At 36.8% G+C, this 14,979-nt stretch carries 15 protein-coding genes; 1 reads left to right on the plus strand and 14 read right to left on the minus strand.

From position 1 onward, the window contains the following. Positions 1–54: 54 nt before the first annotated feature. The 14 genes from lepB to F5ESL0233_RS07310 form a co-directional block, all read right to left on the minus strand. Entirely contained in the window at positions 55–618 is a 564-nt protein-coding gene (lepB, locus tag F5ESL0233_RS07250) for a signal peptidase I (RefSeq protein WP_122059481.1), read from the minus strand. Between the two features lie 163 nt (positions 619–781). After that, the gene (locus tag F5ESL0233_RS07255) at positions 782–2,218 is read right to left on the minus strand and encodes an FAD-dependent oxidoreductase (RefSeq protein WP_122059482.1); all 1,437 of its coding nucleotides are present in this window, start codon (positions 2,216–2,218) and stop codon (positions 782–784) included. Between the two features lie 63 nt (positions 2,219–2,281). Continuing rightward, on the minus strand, positions 2,282–4,147 hold the full coding sequence (locus F5ESL0233_RS07260; RefSeq protein ID WP_122059484.1) for an FAD-dependent oxidoreductase: 1,866 nt from the start codon (positions 4,145–4,147) through the stop codon (positions 2,282–2,284). A 30-nt stretch (positions 4,148–4,177) separates the two neighbouring features. After that, the gene (locus F5ESL0233_RS07265) at positions 4,178–5,398 is read right to left on the minus strand and encodes a nitrate/nitrite transporter (RefSeq protein WP_122059485.1); all 1,221 of its coding nucleotides are present in this window, start codon (positions 5,396–5,398) and stop codon (positions 4,178–4,180) included. 25 nt (positions 5,399–5,423) lie between these two features. Continuing rightward, positions 5,424–6,137, minus strand: a complete 714-nt coding sequence (locus F5ESL0233_RS08330) for an FAD-binding protein (RefSeq protein ID WP_233554979.1) — start codon at positions 6,135–6,137, stop codon at positions 5,424–5,426. Positions 6,138–6,193: 56 nt separating this feature from the next. After that, positions 6,194–6,907, minus strand: coding sequence for an FAD-dependent oxidoreductase (locus tag F5ESL0233_RS08335; protein ID WP_199692580.1), 714 nt, complete (start codon positions 6,905–6,907; stop codon positions 6,194–6,196). Between the two features lie 199 nt (positions 6,908–7,106). Continuing rightward, complete coding sequence (locus F5ESL0233_RS07275) at positions 7,107–8,015, minus strand: LysR family transcriptional regulator (protein WP_122059487.1); 909 nt, start codon at positions 8,013–8,015, stop codon at positions 7,107–7,109. Between the two features lie 123 nt (positions 8,016–8,138). Then, a complete protein-coding gene (locus F5ESL0233_RS07280; RefSeq protein WP_122059488.1) occupies positions 8,139–9,941 on the minus strand; it encodes an FAD-binding protein in 1,803 nt (600 codons plus the stop codon). A 145-nt stretch (positions 9,942–10,086) separates the two neighbouring features. Then, positions 10,087–11,055 carry an asparaginase gene (locus F5ESL0233_RS07285; protein WP_122059490.1) on the minus strand — a complete coding sequence of 323 codons (969 nt, stop codon included), beginning with the start codon at positions 11,053–11,055 and terminating at the stop codon, positions 10,087–10,089. Between the two features lie 106 nt (positions 11,056–11,161). Further along, positions 11,162–11,482 carry a carboxymuconolactone decarboxylase family protein gene (locus tag F5ESL0233_RS07290; RefSeq protein ID WP_090092544.1) on the minus strand — a complete coding sequence of 107 codons (321 nt, stop codon included), beginning with the start codon at positions 11,480–11,482 and terminating at the stop codon, positions 11,162–11,164. Next, a complete protein-coding gene (locus F5ESL0233_RS07295; RefSeq protein WP_090092545.1) occupies positions 11,482–11,895 on the minus strand; it encodes a cupin domain-containing protein in 414 nt (137 codons plus the stop codon). Before F5ESL0233_RS07295 ends, F5ESL0233_RS07290 begins: the two co-directional genes overlap by 1 nt. Then, entirely contained in the window at positions 11,888–12,325 is a 438-nt protein-coding gene (locus tag F5ESL0233_RS07300; RefSeq protein ID WP_122059491.1) for a MerR family transcriptional regulator, read from the minus strand. Before F5ESL0233_RS07300 ends, F5ESL0233_RS07295 begins: the two co-directional genes overlap by 8 nt. A gap of 255 nt (positions 12,326–12,580) precedes the next feature. Continuing rightward, positions 12,581–13,153 carry a MucBP domain-containing protein gene (locus F5ESL0233_RS07305; RefSeq protein WP_147442593.1) on the minus strand — a complete coding sequence of 191 codons (573 nt, stop codon included), beginning with the start codon at positions 13,151–13,153 and terminating at the stop codon, positions 12,581–12,583. A gap of 157 nt (positions 13,154–13,310) precedes the next feature. After that, positions 13,311–14,003: a 2,3-diphosphoglycerate-dependent phosphoglycerate mutase gene (locus F5ESL0233_RS07310; protein ID WP_090092548.1), complete on the minus strand. Its 693-nt coding sequence runs from the start codon at positions 14,001–14,003 to the stop codon at positions 13,311–13,313. 156 nt (positions 14,004–14,159) lie between these two features. On the opposite strand from F5ESL0233_RS07310, the gene F5ESL0233_RS07315 reads away from it, so the two are divergent. After that, positions 14,160–14,948: a hypothetical protein gene (locus tag F5ESL0233_RS07315; RefSeq protein WP_233554980.1), complete on the plus strand. Its 789-nt coding sequence runs from the start codon at positions 14,160–14,162 to the stop codon at positions 14,946–14,948. Positions 14,949–14,979: the final 31 nt, after the last annotated feature.

Below are 14,979 nucleotides of genomic sequence, written 5' to 3' on the forward strand. Positions count from 1 at the left end.
CTTAGTCACCATTAAATAAAGCATATATCTTTAAACCGATTAATTAGTTTTACACTAATATGTAGTTATCTTTTGTAATGGCCAATAACGTAATTTTACAACACCAATTATCTTATCTTTACTAACATAGCCAATCTCTCTGCTATCTCTGGAAACATTGCGATGATCTCCCATTACAAAATATGAATCTTGTGGAACTTTAGCAATACCATGCGTTACCTGCAATTTATCCAAAGTGAAATCAGATGTATATAAGGCACCGTTGGCATAAAGCCGCTTCCCCTCAGTTAAGTATGGCTCAGCCGTTTTTTGATTATTAATATACAAAACATCATTTTTAAATTTAATTCTATCTCCAGGCATGCCTATCACACGCTTAATATAAAGAGCACGATGTGGGGCCTTTAATATTACAATATCATTCCTTTTTACCTCGGTATGTTTAACAGAAATAACCCTATCTCGATCTTCAAAATTTGGTTGCATGGATATTCCAGATACAACATCATTACTTAAAATAAAAGTAAAAAGTAAATAGAAAAGCGCCATAAAAAACAATCCTATAAAAATTGTTTGGCTAATTATTTTAGCTATTGAATCTTTTTGTTTATTCTTCATAATTATTTAGTATTATATCCTTTCGTAAAAAAAGATAAAAATATTTATTTGCTTATTAATAAGCAATAACATAAAACTTAATCTCACCTTTATTATAAGCATAATAAAAATAAGCTCAACAAGTATTTAACCGGAAAAGCTTATTTTTATTTGATTATTAAAATTACTTATTAACTATACTTTGAATAGCATTTCGTCCAGAAAAAATACAATACCCAGCATGGGTTCCTGGCACATTAACACCGTAAGTATCACCATATAAGACCGCTGACCCGTCACCACCAATTGCATATAAGCCACTAATTAATCGGCCTTCAGTGTCTAAAACTTGATTATTGACATTAACCCGCAAACCATCACCTGTAGTATAGGCTCCAACACCTAACTCAATGGCATAAAATGGACCATTGCCATCAACAGGTAATAGATATTTAGCAGGTTTATGGAAATCCGTATCTTCGCCGTTTGCTGCCATTTCATTGTAATGTTTTACGTATGAAACCAAATTTGGCGTATCGATTTCTTCTGCTAATTCTTCAAGGGTATTAGCTTTGTGTAAGTACTCACGACCATCTTTTTCAGCCTGCTCTATATCATCACGCAAGGTTGGATAACGATCTTCAGGCACAAAAGGCTTCATTGATCTTGGATATGATCTGTCTGTAAAGTCATCTAAGATTTTTTGACTAAAAATACAGAAAATTCGCTCTTGGCGATTCATAGCATTGCCTTCATTAGCCCAATTAACAACCGCTGCGCTTTCATCAACAAAGCGTTCGCCCATTTCATTAACCCAACATTGCGGTTGATCACATACAGAACTCCAAATCGCTGTCCCCCACAACTTATAAGCAGGAATGGTCGGGTCTTTTAATTGGCCCCCGAACATCATTGCCATTCCAGTAAAGAATTTTTTGGCCCCCAAATTCCATGCTAAGCGCAGACCATCACCGGTATTTTTGCCAGAATTAACAGGAATAATATTTTGCGGATTTTGATGAACAGTATTGGCTAATAGTTCTTGATCGTTCAAATAACCCCCAGTTGCTAAGACTACATTCTTAGCTTTAACCACTCGCTCTTTTTCATCAATCATTTGAAGTAAAGTTACTTCATAAGAATTATCAGTTTCTTGCTTTAAATCGATAACTCGCGTTTGCGTAACCAGCTTCACACCCTTTTCTTTGGCATATGGCTCAAGTCCATTATGAATAGCGTCATGACCCTTACCGGCAAAGAGGTGCCATGTTCTAGCCCCAACACCCAAATTCGCAACTATCGCAATTTTAGCGCCTCGCTCTTCTAGCCAAGTAACATTTTTACCAGCTTGATCAATGTACTTTTGCCACATTCTGCCATCGGCACGATAATGAGAATAAGTTAATTCTTCTTGTAAAAGCTCTTTTTTGTCAATAACCGCATCTTCTTGCTTTTGTATTACTGAATCGGCAGCAAATACCCCTTCAACATAATTACCTGTACCACCTGTCGTTTTTCCTTTTTCAACAAGTAAAGTTTTTAAGCCTTGATCACCAGCTTCGGCTGCTGCGGCAAACCCAGCAAGACCAGCACCAACAATTACTACATCATAATCTTCCATTCTTTAGACCTCATTGCTTTAGTAAAGAACATGGTCAATTCAGTTAATCCATGCTCTTTAAATTTAATTACTTTCTTTAGCAGTTTCTGCTGCATCAATTCCGGCTAAACGACCAGAAATGTAAGCAAAACCCAGAGTCCCACCTTCAAAATCAACATAAGCCTTGCCATACATCCCGGATGCATCAGCACCAGCAATATATAAATTGGCAACTGGTTCGCCGTCAGGCTTTAAAGCCCGCATCTTTTCATCAATTGTGGCACCGCCTAGAGTCCCAAGATTACGGGCAATAAACTTAACAGCATAAAATGGGCCCTGTTCAACTGGAATCATGCGCTTAGTGTCAGAGAAGAATAACTCATCTTCCCCCTTCTTCTTAGCTTCATTGTACTGGTCAACTGATTTTTGCAAGTTGATTGCGTCAACTCCCATCTGCTCAGCCAATTCAGGAATGGTCTGACCAATAAAGACAACATTCGTTGATGATAATTGTTTCAAAAGAGTCGTAAAATCAGTCTTCTCATGCTCACGCTTAATACTTTCATCAGTATCCGTTGGGAAGTTAAATTCCATGTAAAATTCGCGCTTGTTCTTCCATTTGCCATAGTGATCTTCAATTGCGATCGTGCCGCCTTCCTTAATCTTATTAAGCATGGCCTGATCTAAAATAACAAATTCGGTTTGCTGCGGTTGTTCAGATAATTCCGCTCCGTGGACTGCAAAGTCTAAAGCATGGGTTTCACTAGCATAACGTTGACCGCGATTATTGACCCGCAAATTAGGAAAATCAGCTAAAGCATTTAAAGGCATCCAACCAGGACCAACTAGCTTAGCCATTTTACCGATATCCTCATTGCTGAAAGTTTGCCAGAAATAATGAGTTGAACCATTAATATGACGAGCTGTTCCAGCATCCCAAGCCATGTTCAAACCGTCTCCAGTATTTTGTAGAACCTGACCTTGCGTACTAACATCACCTAGATATTCTTTGCGCATTTCGTCATTACCGCCAAAGCCCCCAGTTGCAATAATGACCTTCTTAGCGTTGACTTGTAATTCCTGCTCATCACTTTGTGCAATTAAACCAATAACTTGCCCTTGATCATCCTGCAATAACCTTTGACCGGCAAACCCAAAATAAATTTGTCCGCCCAGTGCTTTAAACTTTTCAATCAGTTTAGTAACGGCTTTTGTACCACCTTCTTGATAACCATGCAAAGTTGCCGGCATCCCAATATGATCGAAACTGCCACCTGTTCCGGCATCAACTAACTTCATAATTGCGCCATTTTCATTGAGCCAGTCAACCGTTTTGCCAGATTCATCAATAATCCGGCGTACTAAGATGGAATTCATATAGCCTTGTGACGCATCCATATATTCATTATAAAGCCACTTTTTAGAAACGACTTGGTCTTGATCTTTTTGTTGCTGACTATCACCAGCAAACATTCCACCAGCAAAAGTACTAGCACCAAGGGGAGAAATTGTCTTTTCTAAAAGAGCAACACTTGCGCCATGTTGTCTGGCAGCAAGTGCTGCAGCTACACCGGCTCCACCAGCACCAACAACCGCCACATCAACTGTAATTTCCCTTTTAGTAGTTGTACTAGTTTGAGCACTATTTTCTTTTAAAGTAGCAAAATCAACTTCAGCTTTAGTCAAAGCACTTTTGACACCTTCAATAATCCCGCGCGAAGTTTCAGATGCCCCTGAGACTACATCCACATCAATTGACTGCTGATCAACAATCTTTTGCGCCATCTTCTGAAAAGCATTATCTGCTAAACTAGCTGGAGCATATCGATCAAGTGAGTTTACCCTAATAATTTGGTCACTACCCACCTCAACTTCAAGGTTGATTTGACTCTCTTTTCCTTGTCCTGAACCGGTATATTTACCTGGCTTATCTGTAATTTTTTTGGCCATTTTAAAAATCCTCTTAGTTTAAATTAGTTACTATTTACGCCGCCGTGCATCATTTGCGTCGGGCAAAATAGCAATGAAAATAGCAGTTAACATCAAAACAATACCTTGAATAATAAAGGTCAACATATAGTTGCGCCCAGCAACCAAAGAAATAATAACTGGAATACAGTATGAGAAAAGTAATGATACAGTGCCAATTAATCCACCAGCAGAACCCGCGTACTTCGGTCCAATTTCTGGAAAAGTAATCGGCATTGCTTGCATCAATGGGCCAGTCATTGCGCCAAATAAACCACCTAGAACCAAACTAATAATTATAGGTAAGCCTAATGGAATAAACCATGTGATAGCAATTAACATCCCAGCTAAAAGTGTCACTAAAATCATCAACGGCTTTGCCTTTCTTGCTTTACCAATAATTGCAGGACCAAAAAGAGAACCACATAAACTACCAATAGTTGCAATTGCAGCAATTGTATTGCCTTGAACAGAAGATAAACCTCTGGCAGCAAAAGCTGGTGGCATAATACTTGAAAATGCTTCGCTCGCACCCATTCCAACACCGACACTAATTGCAACAATCCATGTCTTCTTACTACGAGCTGCAGCCTTGAAAAATTCCATTGATGATTCAGTATGATCTTGCTTTACTGCTTCAGGGGGAAGTTTTTCACCTGCAGGCATATCTTTCATAAAAAATAACCAGCAAATTGCCAATACAAGTAGCAAAATCGATGAAAACATATAAGCTGATTGTACACTCGGAAATCTTGGACTAGTAATCCGAGATAAGATGATGCCAACACTAGCAGACGCAAAGAATATTCCCATTGCAATGTTTGTATCTTGTTTAAACCACATGCCAAAAATTTTTAAAGTATTGGCATTTAATAACGCCATATAGACACCAAACAGTAGTAACATCAGCATCATAGTCATAAAGTTATGAGCAATTAAGCGACCAAATGCACCGATAACTGAAATAATCAAACCAATTGAAACAATTTTTTTAGCACCAAACTTATCAGCTAAAGTACCTGCTGGAATACTCAAAAAAACCGCAATCAACATTGGTGCCATAACTAGGCTTTGAAATTGAGCAGTCGAAATATGAAGCATTGGCATAATTTGAATAGCTAAAGCTGAGATTTGAAATTGAATATAATTACTCGTTAAATCTAGTAAGGCGACAATGGTCAAAATTACCCAGCGATAATTTAAAAGCTTGGGCATTTGTCTTTCATCCATCATTTTTAAAACTCCTTTTTAAATTAAACTAATTTTCTGCTGCGAATTGACCGGCTAACCTACCGAAAGTTTGTGCGTGACTGCAAGTTAAGCTCGGAACACGGTCTGGATATGAGCCCCAGAAGAAACCACCACTAGCATTACCTGCTGCATATAAGTGCGGAATTGGGTTACCATCTTTATCAATCACTTCCATCTTAGAATTGATCCGTAAGCCATCAAGCGTTGCAAGAAGACGTCCCCCCATTATGACACCATAATATGGGCCATGTTCGACCGGGTATAATCTGAATTTTTCTTTGCCAAAATCGGTATCTACACCTTGCTTACACATCTGGTTATATCGTTTAACTGTTTCAACCAACCTATCTTTTGGTAAAGCTAATTTTTCAGCCAGTTCTTCAATCGTATCGGCTTTTTGCACCATTCCATCATCAAGACGGCGTTGAATTTCGGCCTTATTTTCTTCAGTATTATAAATTCCTGGCCAACCTAAGCGAGAACAGCCTTGCGTATCAAACTGCGCTAAATGATCCATAGTTTCTTCAGACCAAATTTGTGCTTCAAGATAGCCAGGTTGTTTTGACATGGCATTAATATCAAATTGATAAGGAACACTTTCATTACCGAAGCGTTCACCATTTAAATTAACCTTTAGTAAGGGATAGGCACCTAACCAAAAGTACCCCGGACCTTTAAAGTCAATTTTATAAAAATCTTCAGCCTTAGTTCCTACCGGCACCGCCCCGCGATCAAAAATAATTTCAGCGGGTTCTTCATCTCGCGCTGCGCCTACTTTTAGACCAGCAAGAATACTGAGCCATCGTCACGTGGTCCATCAGAGTAGACATTCTTCTTATAACCTAGCGGATTCCATTTCTTCATTAAATCAACATTGCCACCATAACCGCCAGTACAAATAATAACGCCCTTAGTGGCTTGATATTGTGTTTTTTTACCACTAGCACGGTCACTAGTAATAACGCCAGTTACTTTTCCTTGATCATTGGTTAAAATTTCTTCCATCTTGGTATTGTACTTAAGCGTCACACCTAATTGCTGCGCTTTATTGAGTACCCACTCACCATAGTGCGCCCAACCATTATCTGGCGTAGCAATTGCTAGTTCAGTATTAAAAGCGGTATTAACGATAGTTTCATAATGAGCATCTTTTTGTGGTCTTAAAACACCACCATTTGGTTTCAAAATCTGATCTTCAAGCCAATTAGCTGTTTCATCAGCATGGTTAGCCCAAGTCCAAAGTAATCGTTCATCAACATTGTCTTGGAAAAAAAGTGTTAAAAAATTTAATAATTTAGCTTTATCAACCTTAATTCCTGCTCTTTTTTGCGCATTGCTATTAAGTGCTGCAAAAAAAGAACGAAAGAGAAATTGTGAACTTCCTTGCTTATCAATTAATAAAACCTTGGCCCCTTTTTCAGCCGCTGCACATGCTGCCATTGCTCCCGAATTACTTGCCCCAGCAACGATTACATCATAAGCATTCTCCATTTTTATCCCTCACTTTTAAAGTAATCTTTTAAGCACTTTTATCATACTATCAATTTAGTGAATCTTTGCACTAAATTAAGAATTTAAGATTACTAAATGGAATAATTACCAAAATGATAAAAAATAAGTAACAAAAAATGCTTGTATGGCGCCTTTTTTCTAGACCACAAGCATTTACTTAATATTTTTAATTTGTGCATTATTTATTTTTTTGCTTTAAATATTCTGTGATTGCTTTATTTAAAGTCGTAATCACTTCTTTTAAAACCGACTCATTAGTAAAAGATTTCATATAGGCAATGCCATATGGAGAAATATCATGATAATCGATTGGGACATAGCTGATATCAGTAGCTTGATAATCAGCAATAAAATTAGGCAAAATACCATATCCCCAACCGCCACGAACATAAATATTCATTGCCAAAAAATCTTGAACAAATTTAATATGATCCATTCCCATATGGTTAATCAATTCATTTTGAAAATTGACCTGTACATTAAGTGAACTATTTGGATCGAGCAAAAACAAATCCTGTTTAATCAAATCTGATAAAGAAATTACTTTTTTTTGGGCCAAAGGTGAATCAGGGGGACAAGCTACTACTACCTGACCCTGAATTAAATGTTCAAACTGAACGTCATCTACCACATTGACATCGTCACGTGCAATAGCGCATAAATCAACATGATGATTAAGCAGCTCGCCAATTGAGTTATTTAGAACAAAAACAAACTGGATATTCAAATTACTTCCAGCCTCGCGTAACTTACGCAAAAAAAGGGGCAAAACACTTTGCTCTAATGGCGTATCACATACACCGATTCGCAAGAGGGTCTCTGGGTCATTTCTTTTACTTTGTAAATAGGCAACAGTATAATCCATATCATCTACCACATTACGTGCCACACGATAAAAATATTTACCCGCATCCGTAAGTGAAATGCGATGATGTCCCCGGTTAATCAAGGTTACGCCGATGGTATTTTCTAAGTCTTTAATATTCTTTGAAACTGCTGATTGAGAAAAGTTCATTCTCTCTGCTGCAATTGTAAAACTTGAATTATCTACTGCCTTGATAAAGCAACGTAACTGAGTAAAATTCATTTTTATTCTCCGCCATCAATAAATTCTTTATTCAAAATATAATTACTCTATTTTACTCATTATAACTAAAGTTTTTTGACTACACAAAAAGATCATTACTAATAATGACCTTTTTAACTATCTTTATTTAATCTTGCTCAAGGCATCATTAACGGCATCTCGTAGTCCCCTACTGGTACTGGAAGCACCGGTAATCGCATCAACATCAGTACGATTTTGCTTGACCATTTCCTTAGGTAAAATCTCAATTGCTTTTTGTCCATAATCAGCTGATTCTGCCTGCTTCAACACTTCAATTTCTTGCAAATTCTTATTTTCATCAACAGTAACTCGGACTACAATTTCGTCACCCATACCGCGACTTGAACGACCAATGTATTGATTTTTAGCTGTGGGGTAAGTTTCCCGCCTTAAATCAGAATTCAAATGTTTCTCACTTACCGAAGCACCACTTGCTACATCAGCTTCATTAGCCAATTTTGGTATGGCAGCATTTTCCCCAGCAATCTTACCCCAAATCAAACATTCGGCTAAGTTGCCACCACCTTGGTATTGATTGGCACTAATCCCGCCTAATTCTCCTGCTGAATATAAGTGTGGAATTACTTGACCCTTAGTACCAATAATCTCAGCTTTCACATTTCTTCTGGGACCGCCTTGAGTATTAAGCATCGTTTGTTCCAGCTTAACTGCAAAAATTTCAGCTCCAGTAAAAGCTTGTAGCGTAGTTGACGCACGATGAAATTCGGAATCGTTATGTTCTTCACATGCATGATTAAACCTAGCTACCGTCTGATTCAAGACCGCTGGTTCAATTTCAATTTTTTCTGCTAATTCTGCTGGTGAACTAGCACTAATTATCTGATTATAATATGGTGCATAACTACCAATTATTGGATCATGATCAAGCTCCTCTTTCTTCTTGCTGTCAAAAATTAGATAGGGGTGGACTTGATTCATTGGCACTTTCCATTGACCATGATTCTTAATATGGCCATGTCGATTTTCTTCTGCTTCATTAAAATATCTTGTACCATCATCACCAATCACAAATGCGCTGCCATGAGCAACTTTTTCATTTTGTTCACCTAACATTAGACGACCGCGCTCACCTTGAGGTACAGCAAAAGCCATTCCGTGTAAGAGACCCAATGACTCAAAATTATGCATATGCCAAAGATCAGCACCAACTTCTTGGGCCAGCCGAACACCATCACCTTTATTGTAAAGTGTACCTAAAGGAGCTAATTTTTTTGCTCCTAAATAATCTTCAACCATGCGCTGATTATTTTCAAAACCGCCAGTAGCCAGTACTACACCATTTTTAGCTTGAACGTTTAGCCTCTTATTATCACGTTCAATTACAACGCCCTCAATTACTCGAGTTTGACCATTTTGAATTAATTCAATGGCTAGTGTGTTAAACAAAACATCGATCTTGCTTTGTCTTTTGCTTACTTGATTTTTTAAAATTTGCCATAAAGATGCATCAAACCATGATTTGGCGACCATGGTAAAGTCATGCGTTTCTGAACCTTCATATTCAGGAAATTCTTCAAACGCCCAACGTGATTGAGGTGCATAGTCTTTAGCACTGCATGGCTCTACTTCTAAATACTTAGAAACATATTCAGGCATTGCCACCATACCTTTAATATAAGTGTCAATCATCTCTTCATCTAATGACATCGGTGCTGTTAGTTGTTGGTAATATTTTTTCATTTTGTTAAAATCTTCACCAGTTCCCAATAGCTGAGCAGAATAACGCGTATTCCCACCCTCATGGCCTTCTGGAGCAGCATCGACCAACAAAACCTGCGCATCTTGGTCCGCAGCAAAACGGGCAGCTGTTGCCCCCGCACCACCAAATCCTAGTACTACAACATCATAATTGGCATTCCATTCAATATCTGCTTGGTAAATCATAGGTCTTCCCCTATATGAAATCGCTTTCATATATTTATGAGAATAATAGCACATATTACAACCCCAAACAATAAATAATTTATAGTTATTTATTATCTATAAAGTTAGAAATAAAAATCGTTCACCTGTGATGAACGATTTTTATTTAATTATTAATATATTTTTTTAATTCTAAGCCTGATAAGCCTGCACTCAAGCCAACCAATAATTTAATTCTCGCCTTTTGCCCATTTAAGCCCCGACAATAAATAATTCCCATCTTATTTAAGTTAACTCCGCCGCCTTGATAATCATAGACTGGCTCAGCAATTCCATTAAAGCAACGTGAAACTAAAACTATTGGAATCTTATGTTCAACAAGTGCTTGAAGCTCTGATAAGGTTTCAGGCGGCATATTACCAGCTCCTAAAGCCTCAATTACAATACCATTAGTTGTGGTCTGGTTCAAAGCCCGAAACAATTCCGTTCCCATCCCTGCGTAAGCTTTAACTAAAAATACTTGATCAACTACATAATTAATTGGTAGATGTTGTTGCGGTTTAATTGTCTGTACATAATTGACATGACCTTCTGAAACAATACCAATTGGCCCAAAGGTTGGCGTACGAAAAGTGGCAACATTTGTAGTATGGGTCTTAGTTACATAACGTGCTGAATGAATTTCATCATTCATAACTACGACCACGCCTTTACCCACTGATTCTTTGGAACTAGCTACCATGATTGCCGTCCGAAAATTATATAGACCATCACTTCCAATTTCATTAGAAGAGCGCATTGCCCCTGTGACTACTACTGGCATGTTACTAGAAATAGTTAAATCTAAAAAAATTGCGGTTTCTTCTAAGGTATCCGTCCCGTGAGTTACCACCGCACCATAAAATCCCTCTGCTTCAGCCTGACGAATTCTGAGTGATAACTGTAACATTCGTTCTGGATTCATATGCGGCGAAGGTACATTAAAAATTTCTTCAGTTACTAGTTCAAGTTCACTTTTATTTTTTAGAGAAATATTAGCGAGTGGATTGCGTTCATTGGGTTTAATCTTACCTGATTCATCTTCTGACATTGAAATTGTACCGCCAGTATGTAAAATAAGGATTTTTTTAGTCATAATTGGTAACCCCTTCATCAATATAAAAATGTTGTTTTTACTTAAACACATTATAGCCGATTTGACTGGCTCTATTGCTGAAGTAGGACAATTTTAAAAAAATCACTTATTCTCCATAAACCTCTTTTACCAAATCAAAAGTCGACCAAGCTTTAGGCCAGCCACAATAAAAGGCTAAATGAGTAATAATTTCAACCATTTCTTCTTTAGTTACCCCGTTATTTTGAGCAATTTTCAGATGCGCTTTTAATTGCGGAAAAGCACCTTGAGTCATTAAAGATGCGCAAGTAATTAAACTACGTTCCCGGGCAGATAATTGCTTTTCACGTGACCAAACTTGACCAAATAAAACATCATCATTCAATTCAGCAAACTTCGGGGCCAGCTTACCTAAATTATCACGTCCAGCTGTTTGTTTCTTCATCATTAATCCTCCAATTGTTGATATACTTCATCTGGTACTGGTTCAAGCCATTCTGGTGTACCACTTGTAATAGCCACATGCGCAAACCAACTATCCTTAGTCGCTCCATGCCAATGCTTGACTCCATCATGGACTACCACAACATCACCTGGATAAAGTTTTCGAGCCGGTTGACCCTCTGCTTGATACCAACCTTCACCAGCAGTTACCAATAAAATTTGAAACCCACCATTATGTTTATGCCAGTTATTACGACATCCAGGCTCAAAACTAACATTAGCTACATTAACATTGAGCTTGGGATCAGCTACTAAATTTTGCAAATAGCTTTGTCCAATAAAATATTTTTGGTAGGCCGTATTTTTTTCACCTAATGCAAATAGGGCTTGCTTAACTTCATTTTCATGTTTAATCATTTTGTTTCCTCTCCTTAATTCGATTTAAATAAGCTACAAAAGTTTCATCATCGGCAATGGTTGCATTTTTCTTACCTTCGTACCAAGCAATTTTTTGTTTAACAATGGTTAAACTATTTTTTAAATTAAATAATTGCGCTTCAGCCTGAACTTGGACTTGCTTGAGTAAAGCTAGGCGCTGACTAATTGTCTCATCTCCTTGAGCGCGTAAATCAACATATTTTTTCAGGTCAGTAATGGTCATCCCCGTGTCTTTTAAATGTAGGATAAAATTTAACCAAGCTAAATCTGCATCAGTATAAAATCGTTGACCCAAACTATCACGTTTTGGCGCCAACAAACCTTCTTGCTCATAATAACGCAAAGTTGCTGCTGACAAATGAGTTACCTGACTAAATTGACCGATGCGATACTTATTCGCCCTGCTCATTAATTACTCCTAATTTTAATTTAGACAAGAATCCTGTCTGTTTTTACTAAATTATAGGATAACCATACTCCTTAAAGTTAACTTTAAGTCAAGTATTTTAAATGTAAAACTTAGTAAAATATTTGGTTAGTAAATTTAGTAATTATAAAAACCGCTAGTTACAAGCGACTAACGGTTTGATTTCTTTTTTTATAGCTCAATTAATATCAATTATTAATTCTGGTAAACTGGCCTAATTAACCCAAAAATGTTCCACTATTTTGTGTTCTGGGTTGGAGCTTGATAAGCACTATCCTTAATATAAATATACTTGACTACTTGTGCTTCTGCTTTAAAGCGTCCCTTAGCATTATCTGTCCGCTTTTTTAGTAAATACCCTTTAACCGGCTTGAAGACCGAAGCATAACTAACTCCTTCTTTCCCCCTTAAAATTTCACTTTGGGCAATCAAATTATTATCTTCATCCACATAGTTAACTAGAACCTGGCAATTACTAGTAGTTCCAGCTGTTGAATGCGGGGCTGAAACTTCAGGTTCAGTCACAGTCTCACTAGCAGCTGTAGTAACTGGTAAAATTTCTAATGCCGATGCTTGCTTATCAGTCAATTTGTTTTTGTCAAAATTACACAATTTTTGTACAGCATTACCCATCACTTGCAATTGTTGTTTTGCTCTTTTTTTAAAATTAGTTTTATCAGCTAACAAATCGTGCCAACAGATGCACTTGCCCTTCATTGATCGCTGCTGAAAATAAAAAAAGCTAACTGCCGCTGAAAGTACAATGCCACTCAACATTAATTTGGTGTGATGCTGATCGCTTCTTTTCATTTTATTCACCAATTACCCCTTCAATAATACAAAAAAATAAACTTTGCTTATAGTATAGCAAGTTAATTCAATACATGCACCGTTTAATAACTATTAAAAATTTTTTATAATAAAAAAGACCATTTAGATTCCTCTAAAATAGTCTTTTATTGATTAATTAATCATCTAGCTTTTCTTTGTTAACAACCTTTAATTTGTCATCAAAAGTGTAGACAACTGGTTCACCAGTCTTCATTTCCAAATCCATAATATCTTCATCAGAAATGTTTTCAATGTACTTAGTCAAGGCACGAAGTGAATTACCATGAGCAGCAATAATAACGTTCTTACCAGCTAGTAAGTCAGGAGCAATATGATCTTCCCAGAATGGCATTACTCGCTCTAAGCAAACCTTTAAATTCTCTGTCCGTGGAATGATGTTCGGATCAAGATCAGCATAACGACGATCGTGCACTTGACTAAATTCTGAATCATCTTCCAATTTTGGTGGCAAAACATCATATGAACGACGCCAAATGTGAACTTGATCATCTCCATACTTGTCAGCAGTTGCTTGTTTATTCAAACCTTGCAAACCACCATAGTGACGTTCATTTAAACGCCATGATTTAGTTTCTGGTACCCATAGTTGGTCACTTTCAGCTAAAGCATAGTGCAAAGTCTTAATTGCACGTGTTAAAACTGAAGTATAAGCTTGGTCAAACTTAAGACCATGCGCTTTAATTAAACGACCAGCATTTTTGGCTTCTGCAACACCTTGTTCTGAAAGGTTAACATCAACCCAACCAGTAAACTTGTTTTCAAGATTCCATTCACTTTGTCCATGACGGATCAAAACTAATTTTGACATGAAATATCTCCTTTGCAAATTAAAAGCTTCACTTATTATTTTACACATTTAAATTTTGTTTTCATAGGGTTTAGAACTAAAAATCGTTTTTTAATTTAACATTTTACGATACAATAGAGATATTAATGATTATAAGAAAAGAGATTTTTTAACAAAATGAGATTAAAAAAAGTATTACTTGGTATGGGGCTCATTGTAGCACTGATTAGTAGTGGTTGTGCAGCACAAAAAAAGCCAGCTGAACCGGTTCTAAACAAATCAACCGTAATCAAAAAGTCACAACAAACTTTTAAAAGTGGCCAAGCCAAGCAACTAATTAATTTAAAAACTGATACAGAAAGTCAAGTTATCACTTCTACATATACCTTTGGTGGTAATCCAACCATTTTTCATTTGAATTATCAAACTCAAGCTAAAGGCAAAAGCAGTAATTTAGAGGAATGGATCAGTAATACTAATAAGGCTTATATTAACGGGCAAAGTACGTGGTATGTTACTCCCCTTGATAAACTAACTGGACATTCATATAACGATATTGTTGACGCGGTTATGAATAACAAAATGCTACTAGATCCACCTAACAAACTCATTAATGCCTATCAAATGAAGCGGTCAAATAATAAATATACTTTAACTGCAACACTTACTGATAAAAAAATAATGCAGGCTACCGTTCAGCCAATCTTTGGGACAAATAACCAAAGCAAAAAACAATTACCAGCTTATAAACAACTCACTCAAAAAGGGACCTATCAAAAAATGGACGTTAAACTTGTTGTTAAAAAGCAAAAATTGGTATCTTTTAATTATAAGGTATATATGAAAATAGGAAAAATGATGCAACTTGAAGTTGGTCAAAGCTATGCCAATATTGGCACCCATGATTTTTTAAAGATGCCAGACAATGTTTTAGATGCGAAGCCTTTACCGCAAAAGAAAAAATAAAACTAATAAAAACACACTATAACCTTAGTTA

The sequence above is a fragment of the Lactobacillus sp. ESL0233 genome (assembly GCF_003692995.1).
Lineage (GTDB): Bacteria > Bacillota > Bacilli > Lactobacillales > Lactobacillaceae > Lactobacillus > Lactobacillus bombicola.